The following is a 17,529-nucleotide window of genomic DNA, read 5'->3' as shown; positions in this document are numbered from 1 at the left end:
TAGATTTCCATATTGCGGGCGTTCCCCCGCTGCTTCCGGCTAGAAATACGTTCTGGCTCTGGCTGCCGTACTGAGGGGAAAGCCTGACGTGGCTCAGGCTGTCAGCGTCAGCCAGCGTGCCGGTAAGTAACCGTTCCCATTTTGCGCCGCCGCTCAGGCTCCGCCACAGGCTATGCTCAATATGTTCTCCGTTGAAGGTGAGCATAAACAGGGCGCTGTCCCGGCTGTAATCCGGAGAAACCGCTAAATCGATTATACCGTTATCACTGATTTTGGTGTCAATCAGGCTCGCTTGCTTCCAGGTAACGCCGCCATCGGTGGAGTAAGAAAAGGCACTCTCTGTGCCGCTGGTGGCGGCGTAAATGGTACCGCTGGCGGTGAAGTCCGGCGCCATAATTATCCGGGTCTGGGACTGTCCCGTCGGTTTCTGGCGGCTTCTCGTCCAGGTGGTGCCGCCGTCAGTGCTGATGTAGACTTGGGTGCTACCGGCGGCGCCGGCCAGAAGGCTGGCGGTAGGGGCGCTGCCGCTAACAGCCAGTCCGCTGATATCGATGCTGTCCAGGTTATAGGCTGCGCCGATATTGAGATCGATAGCCGTAGAGCTGTCCGGCGCCCACATTCCATAGACCTTGTAGACATCTCCATTATTGCTGGCGCTGTCAATCGCCACGAAGAAGACGCTGTCTTCGCTGGCGATATCATAGTTATCGGGGAAAGCGATGGTGGCCGCCACCGGCGTCAGAGCCTCGATTCTAGCATCACCGATAATCGTGCCCCAGTCATTGTCGCTAATCCGACTGATGATGAAGGTATCGGTTTCGTCGGTGGCTACCGCCAGTAGCTGGCGGTCAGTGGTGAATTCGGGTGAGAAGGCAACCCTGTAGACATCAATGTTGCCCGCGTTGGTGTTTACCCAGCCGCTGAATGGACTGGCTTCGTCCAGTATGTGGACGCCGCCATACTGCGCCGCGTCAGTATCCCTGGTTCCGACGGCGACGAGGTTGTTATTTCCCTGCAAGGTGACCGCGATGCTGGTAATCTCGATGTTATCGCTGCCGGCTCCACCCGGGCTTAACGGCAGCAGGGTGAAGTTTGCCCCGGCATCAACTGATTTATGGACGCTGGAGGCCGTGGCGTAGTAAATAACTGCGGCGTCATCCGGCGCCGTGGCGATATCACTAATAGTATCCTTGACCTTGCCGGTGGCTGTCCAGGTAGCTCCGGCATCGGTAGATCTGAATAGCCTGTAGCTGGTCCCTGATGGGTTGGCGTAGCTGTAGAGGGTGCCGTCAGCGGCCATGGTCAGGTGCTGGACGTTTGAGTCGCTGGCCAGCGCCCATTGGCCGCTCTCGCCTTCACCGGGAATATTAACCCGGGACCATTTAGCTTCATCCGGGAGAGCGTTCGCCGGACCGGGTGCGGAGATTGCGCCTATCAGTCCTAGTAGAAAAGTCAGAGCTAGCGCCAGAGTGCGCGTTCTTGATTTCGCCATATGGCGCATTTTAATCACTCAGAAGAGTGAAAGTCAACTGTCTGCCTCTGGCGCACCCCGTTCCAGAGGCTGTCTCCAGACTGTCATTGCGAGACCCTTCCGACAGAGTCGGAAGGCTTCAGCCCAAGTTCAGCGTTCGACTGAGCTCACGCCGAAGTCCCGAGGGCTTCAGCCCGAGTTCAGCCCGAGGGCGAAGCAATCTGTATGTGGGGAAGGGTACCCCTCACCTCTCAGATTGCCACGTCGCGGAGTTTACACTGAGCGAAGAAACGTGCTCCTCGCAATGACAAATCAAACCAGCCAAATGCAAACATAACCCAGTAATTTGCCAGTACCTGTTTTCCCTGATAGAATATAGTCATGAGATTACGCGCTCTGGAAGTTTACGAGCCTCTTCCTGAACTCAGGGAGCCTCATGCCCTGGTCATGCTGCAGCCCTGGGTGGATGTAGGTAACGTTGGTACCCTGTTGCTTACCTGGTTGGAGTCACACACTCAGGGTAAGGAACTGGCACGGCTGGCACAGCCGGGGAACTTCTTTGATTTCACCCGCTACCGCCCAACCTCTTATTTCAGAGGAGGACGCCGTCATCTGATAATCCCGAACAGCTATATTACCTATGGTAAGGGGCAAGCTCATGATTTTCTCTTTTTCCACCTTATGGAGCCACACAATCAGGGTGAGGTCTACGTTGACTCGATGGTGCGCCTGTTAGCCAGGTTTAATGTCAAAAGATACTGTCTCCTGGGCAGTATGTATGATTATGTCCCTCATACCAGGCCCCTGCTGCTGACCGGCGGGGCTCTGGGCACGGACGCGGAGCATGAGCTGGAGAGACTGGGTATCCAGACCAGTAACTATCAGGGTCCCACGACGATAGTTTCTCTGATACCACAGCGCGCCCCTGACATGGGGATTGAAACGATGAGTCTCATCGTCCACCTGCCGCAGTATACCCAGCTGGATGACGACTACATGGGCGCCGTGCGGATAATGAAGGTGCTCGCCTCTCTATATAATATCCCTGAAGATGAGACCTATATCAAGAAAGCCGAGCAACAACAGGAACAGATTAACGTGGCGCTGGAGAGGAACCCGGAGTTGAAGGCCATCGTCGAACAACTGGAAAGCCATTACGAAGCGCGGGTTCAGAAAAAGAAGGAAGAGGAAACACCTCGGCTGTCACCGGAGATAGAGAAGTTTCTCATGGAGATGGACAAGCGCTTCCGTGAAGGTTAAGTACCTATCTGCACACCCGGCCTCACGGGTGAACAACGTCCAGGAGCTATCCGACTAATGTCGTTCTGAATGAGCACATTCGCTACGCTCAGTATAAACTCCGCGACTGAAGCCCCGTATTAAATACGGGGTCGGCGCGGGGCTGAATTGAAGTTATTTTCATCCCAACACCGGTATCCTTCGCTTCTCCCAGGATGACAATCAGGAATTTTCGGCCAGATTTCTAGATTTTTCTCTTCTTGTTGGAGATATAGTCCACCAGCAGGTATTGCCCCAGGTTATCAGCACTGGTCAGGAATAACCGCCCCTTGTTTAAACGTGTCATCTGGGTGGCAAAGGCGCCGAGAAAACGTCCGCTATCCAGCATAAAGGTGTTGATTACTATTCCCTTCTGGGTACAGATCCTGACTTCTTTCAGTGTTAGCTGCATGGTACGGAGGGTGGGGGGGTACTGGAAGAAAATATGTCCGCCTTCAAAGTGGGCGGTAGGCTCTCCGTCCGTTACCAGTATTATCTGTTTATTGGGGCACCTATCTCTGGTCAGTAGCTTCCTGGCCATAAAGAGACCGTGCTGCATGTTGGTATAGGGGTCAAATTCGTCCCAGTTCATGTAGGTCAGGTCCTCTTTCTTTATCTGCCGGGCGTAGCTGGAGAAACCGACCAGATACAGGCTATCCCGCGGGTACTGAGTCCTGATGAGGCTATCGAGGGCAATCGCCACCCGCTTGGCGGCCTCAAAGTTGCCCCGCATCGGCATTGACAAGCTTAAGTCCAGCATCAAAACGGTGGCCGCCTGTGTCAGGGTTTCTGTCTTGTATACCTCAAAATCCTCGATTTGTAACCTGATGGGCGGCCCATCCGCTTCACGATAGAGGGCGTTGACAATGGTCTTCTGCAGGTGAATCTGGAATTCATCACCGAATTCGTAAGGCTTGGTCTCCTCTATCCTGTCACCGCCGCCACCCCTGGAATCGATGTTGTGCCCACCAATACGGTCTTTCTTGAGCTGGGCAAAAATATCTTCCATCGCCTTCTGCCCTATCTTCCTCATACCGCGGGGCGTCAGTTCATACTTGTTGTCCTTCCGGCGAATGTAACCGGCCTCCTCCAGCACCCTGGCGATGCTGCGCAGCCTTTCCATTTCCTCGGCGGCTTCATCTCCCAGCAGCTCTTTCAGTAATTGCTCGTCCACATCGTCCAGGGAACGGCTGTACTGGGAGTCCTTAAGCTGTGTCTCCAGCGTGTCCATCTTCTGCAGTGATTCCATCAGCTTCAGCGCTTCACTATAGGATATCGATTCTTCCCCGGAGAAGGGGTATTGTTTGGGCAGGTTATCGCTGGGATACAGGGCTTCCAGATTGGCAGCCAGCTTGGACAGTTCGTACTGAGTGCCTTCATCAAGCACCGACCGCAGCAGATTCTCCAGGGATTCCCGGTCTTCCGGGGACAGGCTGTTAAGCAGAGACTGTGCCTGGGCTATCTGCTGCTGTAAACGCTCCATGAGCTCATCCAGATTTTTAGGGGGATTCGGGCCGAAGTAGTTGCCAAACTGCTCCATGAACCTGTCAAAGTCAGGTTCTTCTCCTCTCATGCGATGCTCCAGCATCTGGTTCAGTGCCTCAACCATGTGTCTCATGTTGGCCAGGGCATTGGGGTCCATATCTTTTAATTTCTGTGTCAGCTCCCGGCCGTACGATTCCATGGCGTGTTTCTTCAGCGTATCCATTAGTTCCTGGAACTGCCGCCTGGCTTCCTCGTCCATGAAGTCATAGTCAGTCAGTTCCTTTATCTGGCCGCCGGTATCCCCGGGCAGCCTGTCCAGCTTCTCCCGGTTTTGTGCCGCCATGTCTTCCACGGTCTTTAATAACCTCTGCCGCATTTCCGGGCTTAATTCCCCGGCGCCTTCCTCTGCCTTTTGCCGGGCTTCCTCTAGCCTCCGTTCGATTCCCTCCTGTTCCGTCTTAACGATGTTCTCCAGCTTCTGCCGTATCTCGTCCATTATTGAACTGAGGTTATAGCGGTCTAACTGGTTCTTTTTGCTCTGACGGAGACGTTGCAGCAGTTCCTGTATGCCTGGTAAGCGTCTGCCCTGGTTGTCCCTGATGCCGCCGCGCTGCATCATGCGCAGTACCTGCCCGATGTCGCTGTGGGACATCAGCTCCTTCCCGAGCTTGTCCATAAGCTCGTCGGCATTCAGCTCGAATAGTTCCTGGCTACCATCCCATTCCGAATAACGAAAAATACCCATCTTAGCGCCGATAAACCGTTTTATTTTCCAGTCTGGCCTTGTTCAGTCTCTTGTTCATGTGCAGACCTTCCAGAATAAACTCCACCGCTGAGGCTATCGCTTCGGGTTTCTCCGATTCATTTACTGTTTTTATGGCGTCTGCCAGCCCGACCATTTCTTTGACATTACGCACGTAGCTCCTGGCGTCCATGGAATCGGATACTTCCACGCTGAAGCCGGTGTTGAACTGAGCGACTATCTCCTCCAGTTCGTAAATCTTGTAATAACGGTTGAAAACATTGAGCACCGCTTTCTTTATCAGTTCATCAATGACCTTATCTTCTTTAGTATCATCAAAACTTTCCAGCTCTATCTTGCCGGTGGTTGATGCATCAATATAGGGGAGATCACTGATACGGGGGACCGCCAGTTCCTCACCCAGTTTTACCGCCCGCCTGATGGCGTTACTCAGTATTGTCTCGTAGTTGGTAATTGATACCCTCACGCTCACCCCAGAGCGCTGGTTGATGTCCGCGCTCTTACGGGCCAGGTGTGTCACCTCGGCGATAATCTCTTTCATGTATTGCGGGATGTAAGTCTTCAGCCCGTCTTCTTTGAACTGCCGCCGCTCCATCTCCACAATAGATACTTCTTCCTCGGTGGTCTGCGGGTAGTGTGTCCTGATTTGCGCTCCGTACCGGTCCTTGAGCGGGGTTATTATCCGGCCCCGGTTGGTATAGTCTTCCGGATTGGCGCTGGCAACTAGAAACACATCAAGAGGTAGCCGGATGCGGTACCCTCTAATCTGAATATCCCTCTCTTCCATAAGGTTGAAAAGGCCGACCTGCAATCTCTCCGTCAGGTCCGGAAGCTCATTGATACAAAAAATCCCCCGGTTGGTCCTGGGAATCATGCCGTAGTGAATAGTGAGTTCATCAGAGAGATAACGCCCCTCGGCGACTTTAATCGGGTCAACATCGCCGATCAGATCAGCGATGGCAATGTCCGGAGTAGCCAGTTTCTCACCGTAGCGGTCTTCCCGGCGCAGCCAGCCGATCTCGGTGGCATCCCCTTCGGCGGCTACCTTATCCCGGCATTGTTTGCATATCGGCGCCAGCGGGTCGTCATTGATTTCACAGTCCTTGACAACAGGGATATCCTCGTCCAGCAGGTTCACCAGCAGCCGCATGAGCCTGGACTTGGCCTGCCCGCGCTCGCCGAGGAGGATAATATCCTGTCCCGAGATTATGGCATTTTCAATCTGAGGTATCACCATATCATCGTAACCGATTATTCCGGGGAATATATTTTCCCCCTTCTTTATCAGCTCTATGAGGTTGCGCCTCATCTCTTCCCGCACTGTCACAGACTGATAGCCTGAGGCTTTAAGCTCACCGATTGTCCTTGCTCTCTTCTGTTTGGTCATCACATACCCCTGGTCTTAGATTTACCTTTTTATTTATACGTAACGTTTCATTGCGTTTGAAAAAGCCTTATAGTTTTATTCTAACATAAGTGGAAATCAGAATGCACAAAAAGTAACTGGCGGTTTGGGGGGATTAAGCAGATGCCCGGAGGATATTCTGATCTTTCTACGCTTGTATTTTTCTCCTCTTGCTGGCGATATAATCCACCAGCAGGTACTGCCCCAGGTTCTCAGCATCGGTAAAGAACAACCGCCCCTTGTTGAGACGCGTCATCTGGGTAGTAAAGGCACTCAGGAAACGGCTGCTCTCCAGCATGAAGGTGTTGATTACAATGCCCTTTTGAGTACAGTTCCTGACCTCTCTCAGCGTTAGCTGGAGCGTGCGGGGATTATTGTGTAAGAAGAGTTCCCCGCCCTCATAATGGGCGGTAGGTTCTCCATCAGTTATCAGTATTATCTGCTTGTTGGGGCACCGGTCTTTGGTCAATAGCTTCCGTGACAGGTAAAGGCCGTGCTGCATGTTGGTATAGGGTTCAAATTCGTCCCAGTTCATGTAGGACAGGTCTTCTTTCTTTATCTGCCGGGCGTAGCTGGAAAAACCGACGATATACAGGCTGTCTCTCGGGTACTGCGTTCTGATCAGGCTATCGAGGGCAATAGTCACCCTCTTGGCAGTCTCAAAGTTGCCCCGCATCGGCATCGATACGCTCAGGTCTAGCATCAAAACGGTGGCTGACCAGGTCAGTCCCTCCGTTTTGTGCACTTCAAAGTCCTCGGTACTGAGCTTGACGGGCAGGCCTGCTGTTTCACGGTAGAGAGCGTTCATGATCGTCTTCTGCAGGTGGATATGGAATTCATCGCCAAACTCATACGGTCTGGTCTCATCAATACGTTCTCCGCCGGTGCCCTTCAGGTTGAGGTTGTGCCCGCCGATACGGTCTCTGCGGAACTGGGCGAAAATATCCTCCAGGGCTTTCTGTCCAATCTTTCTCATACCGCGCGGGGTCAGCTCATATTTGCTGCCTTTCAGGTTAATGTAGCCGGCTTCTTCCAGTACTTTGGTAATACCGCGCAGCCTGTCCATTTCCTCGACGGCTTCATCTCCCAGCAGTTCCCGGAGCAATTTCTCGTCCACGGTATCCGGGGAACGGTTTTGCCGGGAGTTCTCAAGCTGATTCTCCAGCTTGTTCATTTTTTGCAGCATTTCTACCAGATCCAGAGCTTCAGCATAGGAGATAGCTCCCTCCTTGAAAAAAGGGTACTGCTGGCACAGCTCATCACCGGGGTACAATGCCTCCAGGTTGTCCGCCAGTTCGGCCAACCGGCAGCGGGTTTCTTCATTGATTATTGACTGTAATAAAGATTGCAGAGCTTTCCTGTCTTCCGGTGACAGGCTGTCCAGCCGGGATTGCGCCTGGGAAATCTGGTCTTGCAGGCTTTCCGCCAGCTTGTCCAGTTCCGCCAGGTCCCGAGCCGTCATATTCTTGAGCGACTGCAATAGCTGCCGCTGCATTTCCGGGCTTAGCTCTCCTTCACCCCTGGCTGCTTTCTGCCCGGCTGCCTCCAGATTTCTCTGGATTCTTTCCCGTTCCGCACTTATTATCTTCTCTAGCTGCCGGCCAATCTCATCTATCAGCGCTGAGCCGGGTTCGTATTTTTCAAGGTGTCCTTTCTTCATCTCCCGTAGCCGCTTCAGTAGTTCCTGCAATCCGGCTAATTGCTGGCTTTGGTTATCCGGTATCCCAGCGCACTGTAGCGATTGCAATGCTTTTGACAGGTCGCCCTGCGACATCAGCTCCTGTCCGAGTTTGTCCATAAGCTCGTCAGCGTCAAACCCGGACAAGTCCTGTTCTCCGGTCCATTTCGAGTAGCGATAATTGCCCATCTCTTAAACTCTATCCCGGCGGGAATAGACCTCTATTTAATTCTAGCACAGGGATAATTAGACAACAAACCAGAATCGCAATTAATACCTGTCTCATTGACAATATTGACAAGGTGCAAGCTATCAGCCATAATTGCCCTGACAGAACATAACATCATGTATTTAAGAGGATGACAGTGACTGTTTGGGCTTTAATTCCGCTTACCACCTGTCTTATTTATATAGCCTTGCTCATCCTGACGTTGCCCTCTGTAGAAAGGCGTATCAACAAGATATTCGCTCTTTATCTCACCGCGGCGGCTGTTTGGAGCTTTACTTCCTTTATGCTCCATTTAAATGCTTTCCCGGAGCAAGCTCTATTCTGGAATGAACTTCTGGTAGTAGCTCTGGTCTGGACCCTGATTACCTACTACCATTTTATCCTTGCTTATACGGCCAAACCCGCCGGTATGGCGTTATATCTTGGCTATGGCATGGTATTGCTGTTGCTGGTATTCAGCCTCGGGGGTTTCATTGTCCGGGATGCTTATGTTATTGATGGAGTGTTATACCACGACATTGGAATCTCTCTCTACTTTATCGGCGCCTTCGCCTACATTTTTATTGTCAACGGCTTATATCAGCTCATAAAGCAGTACCGTAGCTCTAATGACTGGGTAGAGAGAAATAGAATAGTATACCTGATTGCCGGCTGGAGCATATTAATGCTTCTCAGCAGCACCAATCTCATTATGATACCTGCTATCGCCGGTATCCCTCTGGACCATATCGGCAGTCTGATTAACGTCTTAATCATTGCCTATGCTATCCATAAATATCAGCTCCTTGACCTCAGGCGTATCATGCGAAAAGGGTTGGTTTATTCAGGCCTGACGGTGTCCTTCACGGCGATGTACCTGTTGCTACTCTTTGTCCTGCAGACATTCTTTCAGGACTGGATGGGCTACAGCAGCCTGACACTGGCCGCTGCCCTTGCCTTTTTGATTGCCGTGCTCTTTAATCCCCTGAGAAGCCTTATCCAGAAATGGTTAGACCGTCTCTTCTACCGTGAGACCTATGACTACCGTCAGATATTGCTTAGCTTCTCCGATAAGATAAGTAACGTTCTTGATCTTGGTGAACTGGCGCAAAGTATACTGGAGCCTCTGGTGAAGGCGATGCATGTCAAGCAGGTGGCTTTACTTTTTCCCGGTGACGAGAGTAATGACTTCAGTACCAGGTTTGTTCAGCAGGTTGGTAAAGAAGGAACGCTGGCTAAATTAAAGTTGCCTGGTGACAGCCCGATTGTCTCCTGGCTAAGCGGGGAGGGGAAATCTCTGCGGCGGGAGTTCATGGATAACATCCCGCAGCTTAAAGGTCTCTGGGACGCGGAAAGAGCCGTCATCAGCGCCCTCGAAGTAGATCTGTTTTGTCCAATAAGAAGCAAAGGTAGTCTAATTGGTATCCTGGCTCTGGGCAAAAAACAGTCCGGCTCCTCATATTCAGATGAAGAACTGGACTTACTGATGACCATGGCCAATGAGGCGGCGATAGCTCTGGAGAATGCCAGGATACTTGATAGACTCAAGAGTCAGCAGCTCAGGGTAGAACAGCTGCTGACACAGGCGGTTCTGGCGCAGGAGGACGAGCGAAAGAGAATTTCTGTGGACCTTCATGATAGTGTTGCCCAGTGGCTGGTAGCTGCCGTCTATGGCACTCAGACCTGCAGCCAGGTTCTGGCCGGTAACGGTAATCGCAATGGTAACGACGAGGTCCGGAATGAACTGGTGACGGTGGAAAATACGGTCACCAAGAGCCTGAAAGAGTTGCGCCGGGTAGTGATTGGTCTGCGTCCGCCCGCTTTAGATGAGCTTGGTCTTAGCCACGCCCTGCGGCAGAGCCTTGAAGATTTGAAAGTCGATGGTTTAGAATGCACCTATAGCGAGGTGGGTATACCATTGCGGCTGCCCTCAAGTGTCGAAATCGCTGTGTACCGTGTGGTACAGGAAGCGCTGAACAATATTCGTAAACACGCTGATGCTACTAAAGTAGACCTTAATTTTGAATGTAATGAACATCGGCTTCTGGTTGAAATCACTGATGATGGTAAAGGTTTTGATCTGTCGCAGACACTGGATAGCGCCATCTCCGTCGGCCATATCGGTTTACTGGGCATGAAACAGAGGGCGGAGATGTTGGGCGGGGACATAAGGGTAAAAACAAGGGAAGGGATGGGAAGTACCGTGACCTTGAGTCTTCCCATTAACCCCCGGACGGAGGGAGGATAGATGGACACTATCCGGATCTTGCTGGTTGATGACCACCAGGTTGTACGGGAAGGGTTGCGCCGTATGCTGGAGCTTGAAAGTGACCTGAAAGTTGTGGGTGAAGCCTCTGACGCTAAAGAAGTCTTTAACCTGGTGGAGTCAGTATCCCCGGAGATAATCTTAATGGATATCAAGATGCCCGGGTCTGACGGGATTGAACTCACTAGGCGCTTAAAAGAGAGGTTCCCGTCCTGTAATATCATTATGTTGACTCTCTATGATGAGTATTTGACACAGGCTATTGAGGCCGGGGCTGTGGGTTATCTCCTGAAGGATATTAAGCGCGAGGAACTGCTGAAAGCCATCAGGGCTGTTCATGAAGGACGCTCACCACTGAACCTGTCTCTTACCCAGAAACGATTAGCCGAGCTTGCTATGCCATCAGAGAGTCAGCAGCGGGCCAACCTCTCCGAACGGGAATTAATCATACTTAAACTGATCGCTGACGGGATAACTACCAGGGAAATTTCCAGCCAGCTTTTCTTGAGTGAGGCTTCTGTCAAGAGGAGCGTGCGTATCATATTTGAAAAGCTCGGCGTGCGCAATCGCTCTGAAGCGGTATCAGAAGCTTATAAGAAAGAGTTGATTTAATACCGGTTGACCTTCCGCCAGTACCATACCCTTTTATCTGTCTGAATCGGACTTCTATCAAAGATCCCCGCCCGGACGATACTTTGGTTTCAATAAACTGAGCTCTTTTTACCGGCAGCGTTAACCTTTTGCTACTTTCGAAGCTCGGTAGCACCCGCTAGAATCAATTTAGCGTATTACATTACTGTTGTTCCCTCCCATTTAAAATCACCCTTAAAGGAGGCCGGAATGGGGAAAATACGTATCCTCGTGGTTGATGATCACCAGGTAGTGCGGGAAGGGCTGCGCCGTATGCTGGGACAGGAGGAAGACATAGAGCTCGTTGGTCAGGGTGCTAACAGTGAAGAAGCGCTGTTCCAGATAGAGATACTTTCTCCGGACATAGTACTGATGGATATCAAGATGCCCGGAGTGGATGGAATTGAGATTACCCGGCAGCTGACGCAGCAAAAATATCCTTGTAAGGTAATTATGCTGACTTTTTATGATGAATACATCAATAACGCTATGGAAGCCGGGGCAAAGGGTTACCTGCTGAAGGATACCAAGCGTGAGGAGTTGCTCCAGTCAATCAGACGGGTTTATCGTGGTGAAGTTGTTGTTGGTCAAAGCGTTATTACTAACCCTCGGAATGGCTATGAAGGCGGGCGTGGACTGATGGCAGAAGCTCGTCTTCCTGAGCGACCTGTTGTCGGAGATACCATGCTCGAAGAGGTATTGCTGGTTTTACCTCCTCCTGTTGATGCTGGCCAGTTGATGAGATTCGCCAGCGAGGTGGAGGAGGCGCTTGATTCACGTGTACTGCAGGTGGTTGGTTCCTGGCATGAGGGCACCGCCCTCACCATCAGCCTGGCCAGGGCTTTACAGGTGACGGACATACTGGCCCGGCTGACGGAGATGGCTGAGATAAAAGCGATAGAGGAAGAGCCGCCGAGTGGAGAAACCAATACCAAGTTGATTCAGAAAGCTACCGCCGTACCCAGGCTGCGGGATAAACTCTGCAAGACTATTTTTGTGACCCTCGGAGATGGGGCTATGGTAAGCTAGTATGGTACGCCTGAAACTTCGCTAACTCTTCTGAAGGTATTATTCAAGACATCCAGAGAGCCGTAGATGACGATACTGTCACCATCGTTTATTTTTTCATCATCATTCGGTAAAGGTATCCACCGGTCACCCCGCTCAATGCCGATTACCAGCAACCCTTTATCCCGGCAGGTATCCTGTGAAACACAACTGCTTAATACAGGCAAATCAGGTTTAACGGGCATTCTCACGATACCGTAACCTTCCAGGAGATGCAGAAGTTCAGCGGGAGTGCCTTCTTCTCCCAAGTGCCTGGCGAACCTTTTACTGATGAACCCCTCCCATCTTTTTGTGATGCCGCCATACTTCACAATCAGGTACAGAGCGTAAACATATAAGAGAACAACGAGGAAAATAAGCGTTGTCTCCCAGCTTCCTCCACTTGTGACCACCGAAGATGTGGCGGTAACAACCACGGCAACAATCCCCGCGTGTCCGAGCATCATAAGCGCCATGACAATACGTCTTCTTTGAGGATGGTTTACCACGCTCTCGGCTTCCCGGGTGGTGAAACCGGTCCCGGTGAAAGATGACAGTGCCTGGAAGCGCGCCCTTTGCGAGTCCATCCCTGTCAGCATTAAAAGGGCGGACGCAGCCGTAACGACGAGAAAGGAAGCGAGTATAAGCAGTAAGGTGGGCAATATCAGAATCAATCCGTTCATGTGCTAAACCTCCGAATCCTGATCCGGAAAAAGAACATCACAATAAATTTTACCATACGGCCGTTCTACGTCAAAGTGGACCCAAATGAGGGCAGTCTGGTTCACACCCCGTCTATTCACCCATAACCTGCACGATGACCTGCCTGGAGCGAGGCCGGTTATCAAAGTCCACCACCACTATTTGCTGCCAGGTACCCAGAAGCAGTTTCTTATCATTGAAAGGGACTACCAGTGAGGCGCCCAGGAGCGAGGCACGGACATGCGAGTAGCCGTTACCGTCACCCCAGCGGCGGTCATGGCCATAAGAGATATCGCGGGGGACAACCCGCTCCCACATATTCTTGAAGTCGGAGATTAAACCGGGCTCAAACTCAATAGTAGTGATACCGGCCGTCGAGCCGGCAATGAAGATAGTAACCGTACCGCGGCTGACACCAGCCCCGGCAACCTGGCGTTCCACTTGAGCCGTGATATCAATAATATCGCACTGTCCTTCAGACTGAAGGCTGATTTCTCCGGTGATGACCATTTTCACGCTACCTCCTGCTTAAGATTAAATACTTTTATAGTCATAAATTATAAGGGAAAGACGGAGAAAGAAGAAGACGTGACTCAACTGGCATCCATTTCCTCAAAGTAACATTGACAAACCGGATAATCAGCATTAAACTCTGATACTTGGAGCAACCGAGCAGAGACGCCGGTGATCGCAGGATAGAAGAGAGGTATCGCCATGAAAGTAAAGGAGCTTCTGGATAAGAAAGGGCGTGCAGTTATTACCATCGGGCAGAATGAGACCATCGAGGCAGCCATTCAGAAACTGGTCGGGAATAGCATCGGCGCGCTTCCGGTGTGTGATACCAAAGATAAAATACTGGGTATCGTTTCCGAAAGAGACCTGCTGAAGGAGTGCTCCAAAAGCAGTAAGAAGATTGACAGTACGCGGGTCAAAGACGTGATGACCCGGGATGTAGCCATTGGACTCCCTGAAGATGAGCTGGACTATGTCCGGAGCATCATGACCCAGAAACGCATCAGACACCTCCCCATCATGGCCGGAGCCAGGCTTGAGGGCATAATCTCGATGCGGGACATCATCGAGACGCAACTGGAAGAGTCCCGGGCACAGGTGCGCTTTTTTAACGATTATGTTTCAGGGGGCTATGTATAATCTGGGCTTAAAGGAAGGCGCGAACGCCCGTGTCACACCAGTGCCGGAGGTAATTCATCCCAGAGGATATCCCCCATCTCAAAGACCGGCCCATGCTCACAGACCAGCTTCAATCCATTTTGAGTCTTCAGCGTGCAACCGTAGCAGACCCCCCGCCCACACCCCATCCTCATCTCCAATGAAACCTGCACCGGTTTGTCCTTTAATTCCGGCATTTGCGCCATTGTCCGATACATCGGCAGCGGCCCGCAGGCAAAGACCTGGTCTGCCCGATCTGCATAGTCCGGTAGAAGGCCGGTTATCATACCCATCTTACCCGTAGTGCCGTCATCAGTAGCGCAGGCCACATTAATCTCGGCAGGCAGCATACGTTCCGGGTAAAGACACGCCGCCGTCTGCGCGCCCGCCAGCAGGGTTATCCTGCATCCTTTCCGCAACGCCTCCTGTGCCAGATAGCATAACGGAGCGATGCCGATACCGCCGCCAACCAATAGCAGTTCCTGTGAAGCGGGATAGATTGAAAAACCGTTGCCCATCGGTCCTGATATATCCAGTTTATCTCCTGCCTGACGCCGGGACAGCCAGCGTGTCCCCTTACCAATCACGCTAAACAAGAAGGCAACTTTACCATCATCCACCTGATGGATACTTAACGGACGGCGCAGCGTAGTCTCTTCCCCGCAGCGCACCATGACAAATTGCCCCGGCCTGGACTCGGAAGCTATCTCCGGGGAGTCCAGCCACATCAGATGGAAACCGGAGGAGACACCAGTCACGGAAACAATGGGGGCAAGTACCTGTTTCAAGACACCTCCTTTCCCTGTTCTACTACTTAACCCCTTTGAGGCTGTCCAAAAATATCATTCTGAAGGAGCGGAGCGACTGAAGAATCTGGGTGTGGAGTGGTAAACAGGTAGACATCACCCCTCACTACCCGGATTCTTCGCTGAGTTTACACTGAGCAAAGCGAATGTGCCCAGAATGACAATTTTCTTCTCGGACAGCCTCTTACAATCTCCCTTTTGGTTTGAGGCTAACACCCTCTTAACTCTCCCGCTATTACGGCACTTGTTGTCGCAACCCCTTGTTGCGATACTCCGGTAAGGGCTGCGCGCTGTAAGTCTGACCTCCATTGACCAGCGCCTCCACCGCCGCCCGGGCGGTATCCAGCGAGGTGAAGCAGGGAATACGCTTCTCAGTGGCGGCACGGCGTACCTCAAAGCCGTCCCGGAGCGGGATACGTCCTCCGGTAATCGTATTGAGCACTCCATTTACCGTACCTTCATTAATGACATCGATGACATTAGGGTGGCCTTCACTCAGTTTTTTGGGTATCGTCTTTACCGGCAGCCCGGCGGCCTCAATCATGGCAGCAGTGCCTTCAGTGGCATAGAGCTTATAGCCGATTGATGCCAGCCTGCGGATAATGGGCAGCGCTTCCGGCTTGTCCCGATCGGCAATGCTGAGCAGTATCGCCCCCTGAGGCGCCAGCATCAGACCGGCGGCCAGAAGCACCTTGGCCAGAGCGGCATTGAAGGTATAATCAATCCCCATGACCTCGCCGGTGGACTTCATCTCAGGGCCGAGATAAGTATCAACCCCGACCAGTTTTGACATCGAAAAGACCGGGGCTTTAATAGCAATCAGCTCCCGGCTTTCCCTGAGCCCGGTCTGGTACCCCTGTTCCCTGAGGCTCTTACCGAGCATCACCTTGGTGGCCACATTGACCATGGGCACTCCGGTAACCTTGGAGATAAAGGGGATGGTACGGCTGGAGCGAGGGTTTACTTCCAGCACGTAGATTGATGAACCCTGGTCACCAACCCCCGGCATGATAACAAACTGGATATTCATCAGCCCCTTGATTTTCAACTCCAACCCGATGCGCACCGCGTAATCAACAATAGTCTCCACTTCCTGCGTGGAAAGGTTCACCCCGGGATAAACCGCCATGGAGTCGCCGCTGTGCACCCCGGCCCGCTCGATATGCTCCATGATACCGGGGATAAAGACGGTCTCGCCATCACCGATGGCGTCGACCTCCACCTCCTTACCCTCCAGGTACTTATCAATCAGTACCGGGTGTTTGGTATCAAGCTCCATCGCCAGCTTCATGTAGCGGACAAGCTCGCTGGCGTCATGGACAATCTCCATAGCCCGGCCGCCGAGGACATAGCTGGGACGAATCAGCACCGGATAACCGATGATCTTGGCGATGTTGAGCGCGTCATCGACAGAGGTTACCCCGGCTCCCGGTGGCTGGGGAATACCTAATTCGCTGAGAAATTTCTCGAACCGTCCCCGGTCACTGGCCAGGTCAATAGCATCCGCGCTGGAACCAAGGATAAGCAGACCGGCACGGGATAAAGGCTGGGAGAGATTGATGGCCGTCTGCCCGCCGAACTGCACTATCGAGGCCGGGGCAGCGCCGGCCGGAATATCAGGGAGGGCTTGCCCGCCCTCATTCTCCAGGATATCACGCAGGCTCTCCTCGTCCAGGGCTTCAAAATAGAGGCGGTCACTGGTATCGAAATCAGTAGAGACCGTCTCCGGGTTGGAGTTGACCATGATGCTCTTGAAACCGGACTCCTGTAACGCCCAGGCGGAGTGGACGCTGCAATAGTCGAACTCGATACCCTGGCCGATGCGGATCGGCCCGCTGCCAATGACCACCGCCCGGTTCTCACCGACCGGTTTCGCTTCGTTCTCCTGCTCGTAGGTGCTGGAGAAATAGGGGGTGGCGGCGTCAAACTCGGCGGCACAGGTATCAACCATCTTGTAGACGGGACGGATTTGCCACTGGTGGCGCGACTGCCTGACTTGCTCCGGCAGCCGGTCAGCCAGGGTGCCAATCTGCTCATCGGAGAAGCCGAGACGCTTTGCTTGCAACAATAGCTCCGGCGTCAGTGTTTCCGCCAGGAGACGCTTCTCCATGTCGACAATGTTCCGCAATTTGTCCAGGAACCAGAAGTCAATTTTAGTGCGTCCCGAAAGCTCCTGCGGGGTTATCCCTCGTCTCAAAGCCGCCATCAGCGCCCACAACCGGAGGTCGTTAGGTTCCAGAGGGTAGTGACCGATGCTGGTGCCCGGCTCCCATTTCAGGTCTTCCCAGAGCAGGGAGCGGTTGCCGAACTCCAGGGAGCGCACCGCCTTCTGCAACGCAGCCTCAAAGCAGCGGTCAATGGCCATCACCTCACCGGTGGCTTTCATCTGCGTGCCCAGGACACGGTCGCCCGACTCAAACTTGTCAAAGGGCCAGCGCGGAATCTTGACCACGATATAGTCCAGCGCCGGCTCGAAGGAAGCCATCGTCTTGCCGGTAACGGCGTTGGGGATTTCATCGAGCCGCTTGCCCACAGCTATCTTGGCGGCAACGCGGGCAATGGGGTAGCCGGTGGCCTTACTGGCCAGGGCGGAGCTGCGGCTGACGCGCGGGTTGACTTC

13 protein-coding genes are annotated in these 17,529 nt (G+C 52.6%); 5 read left to right on the top strand and 8 right to left on the bottom strand.

What is annotated here, in order from left to right; all coding sequences use genetic code 11:
* On the bottom strand, positions 1-1,492 hold a 1,492-nt coding region (locus Q8Q07_04480; protein MDP3879549.1), incomplete at its 3' end, for a hypothetical protein.
* A gap of 360 nt (positions 1,493-1,852) precedes the next feature.
* Between Q8Q07_04480 and Q8Q07_04475 the strand changes: the two genes are divergently transcribed.
* Positions 1,853-2,731, top strand: a complete 879-nt coding sequence (locus tag Q8Q07_04475; protein MDP3879548.1) for a PAC2 family protein — start codon at positions 1,853-1,855, stop codon at positions 2,729-2,731.
* A 223-nt stretch (positions 2,732-2,954) separates the two neighbouring features.
* Here the strand turns inward: Q8Q07_04475 and Q8Q07_04470 are convergent, their stop codons facing one another.
* The 3 genes from Q8Q07_04470 to Q8Q07_04460 all read right to left on the bottom strand — a co-directional run bounded on the left by Q8Q07_04470 (position 2,955) and on the right by Q8Q07_04460 (position 8,269).
* On the bottom strand, positions 2,955-4,979 hold the full coding sequence (locus Q8Q07_04470; protein ID MDP3879547.1) for a hypothetical protein: 2,025 nt from the start codon (positions 4,977-4,979) through the stop codon (positions 2,955-2,957).
* A 1-nt stretch (position 4,980) separates the two neighbouring features.
* Positions 4,981-6,384, bottom strand: coding sequence for a hypothetical protein (locus Q8Q07_04465; protein ID MDP3879546.1), 1,404 nt, complete (start codon positions 6,382-6,384; stop codon positions 4,981-4,983).
* Positions 6,385-6,550: 166 nt separating this feature from the next.
* Positions 6,551-8,269 carry a hypothetical protein gene (locus Q8Q07_04460; GenBank protein MDP3879545.1) on the bottom strand — a complete coding sequence of 573 codons (1,719 nt, stop codon included), beginning with the start codon at positions 8,267-8,269 and terminating at the stop codon, positions 6,551-6,553.
* A gap of 176 nt (positions 8,270-8,445) precedes the next feature.
* On the opposite strand from Q8Q07_04460, the gene Q8Q07_04455 reads away from it, so the two are divergent.
* The 3 genes from Q8Q07_04455 (at position 8,446) to Q8Q07_04445 (ending at position 12,213) form a co-directional block, all read left to right on the top strand.
* Positions 8,446-10,536, top strand: a complete 2,091-nt coding sequence (locus tag Q8Q07_04455; protein ID MDP3879544.1) for a histidine kinase — start codon at positions 8,446-8,448, stop codon at positions 10,534-10,536.
* Positions 10,537-11,166, top strand: a complete 630-nt coding sequence (locus tag Q8Q07_04450) for a response regulator transcription factor (GenBank protein ID MDP3879543.1) — start codon at positions 10,537-10,539, stop codon at positions 11,164-11,166. It begins immediately after the preceding gene.
* A 228-nt stretch (positions 11,167-11,394) separates the two neighbouring features.
* On the top strand, positions 11,395-12,213 hold the full coding sequence (locus Q8Q07_04445) for a response regulator transcription factor (protein ID MDP3879542.1): 819 nt from the start codon (positions 11,395-11,397) through the stop codon (positions 12,211-12,213).
* Here the strand turns inward: Q8Q07_04445 and Q8Q07_04440 are convergent.
* Both Q8Q07_04440 and Q8Q07_04435 read right to left on the bottom strand, forming a co-directional pair.
* Complete coding sequence (locus tag Q8Q07_04440; GenBank protein MDP3879541.1) at positions 12,210-12,914, bottom strand: TrkA C-terminal domain-containing protein; 705 nt, start codon at positions 12,912-12,914, stop codon at positions 12,210-12,212. The genes Q8Q07_04445 and Q8Q07_04440 overlap by 4 nt on opposite strands.
* 112 nt (positions 12,915-13,026) lie before the next feature.
* On the bottom strand, positions 13,027-13,443 hold the full coding sequence (locus Q8Q07_04435) for a secondary thiamine-phosphate synthase enzyme YjbQ (protein ID MDP3879540.1): 417 nt from the start codon (positions 13,441-13,443) through the stop codon (positions 13,027-13,029).
* Between the two features lie 204 nt (positions 13,444-13,647).
* Here Q8Q07_04435 and Q8Q07_04430 point away from each other — a divergent pair, with 204 nt between their 5' ends.
* Positions 13,648-14,085 carry a CBS domain-containing protein gene (locus Q8Q07_04430; protein ID MDP3879539.1) on the top strand — a complete coding sequence of 146 codons (438 nt, stop codon included), beginning with the start codon at positions 13,648-13,650 and terminating at the stop codon, positions 14,083-14,085.
* Between the two features lie 32 nt (positions 14,086-14,117).
* Here Q8Q07_04430 and Q8Q07_04425 read toward each other — a convergent pair whose 3' ends face one another.
* Together Q8Q07_04425 and carB are read right to left on the bottom strand one after the other, a co-directional pair.
* On the bottom strand, positions 14,118-14,891 hold the full coding sequence (locus Q8Q07_04425; protein ID MDP3879538.1) for a dihydroorotate dehydrogenase electron transfer subunit: 774 nt from the start codon (positions 14,889-14,891) through the stop codon (positions 14,118-14,120).
* Between the two features lie 253 nt (positions 14,892-15,144).
* Positions 15,145-17,529 (bottom strand): carbamoyl-phosphate synthase large subunit (gene carB / locus Q8Q07_04420; GenBank protein ID MDP3879537.1); only part of this gene is annotated, 2,385 nt, incomplete at its 5' end.

It is taken from the genome of Dehalococcoidales bacterium, from assembly GCA_030698765.1.
Lineage (GTDB): Bacteria > Chloroflexota > Dehalococcoidia > Dehalococcoidales > UBA2162 > JAUYMF01.
The sequence above is the reverse complement of the archived record's forward strand: the minus strand, read 5'-3'. Positions and strand labels throughout refer to the sequence as shown.

What these genes read in the sequence shown, in the direction of transcription:
- Q8Q07_04465 (MDP3879546.1), bottom strand. Translation starts at nt 6,384, where the DNA reads ATGACCAAACAGAAGAGAGCAAGGACAATCGGTGAGCTTAAAGCCTCA.
- Q8Q07_04445 (MDP3879542.1), top strand. Translation starts at nt 11,395, where the DNA reads ATGGGGAAAATACGTATCCTCGTGGTTGATGATCACCAGGTAGTGCGG.
- Q8Q07_04430 (MDP3879539.1), top strand. Translation starts at nt 13,648, where the DNA reads ATGAAAGTAAAGGAGCTTCTGGATAAGAAAGGGCGTGCAGTTATTACC.
- Q8Q07_04475 (MDP3879548.1), top strand. Translation starts at nt 1,853, where the DNA reads ATGAGATTACGCGCTCTGGAAGTTTACGAGCCTCTTCCTGAACTCAGG.
- Q8Q07_04470 (MDP3879547.1), bottom strand. Translation starts at nt 4,979, where the DNA reads ATGGGTATTTTTCGTTATTCGGAATGGGATGGTAGCCAGGAACTATTC.
- Q8Q07_04460 (MDP3879545.1), bottom strand. Translation starts at nt 8,269, where the DNA reads ATGGGCAATTATCGCTACTCGAAATGGACCGGAGAACAGGACTTGTCC.
- Q8Q07_04450 (MDP3879543.1), top strand. Translation starts at nt 10,537, where the DNA reads ATGGACACTATCCGGATCTTGCTGGTTGATGACCACCAGGTTGTACGG.
- Q8Q07_04435 (MDP3879540.1), bottom strand. Translation starts at nt 13,443, where the DNA reads ATGGTCATCACCGGAGAAATCAGCCTTCAGTCTGAAGGACAGTGCGAT.
- Q8Q07_04440 (MDP3879541.1), bottom strand. Translation starts at nt 12,914, where the DNA reads ATGAACGGATTGATTCTGATATTGCCCACCTTACTGCTTATACTCGCT.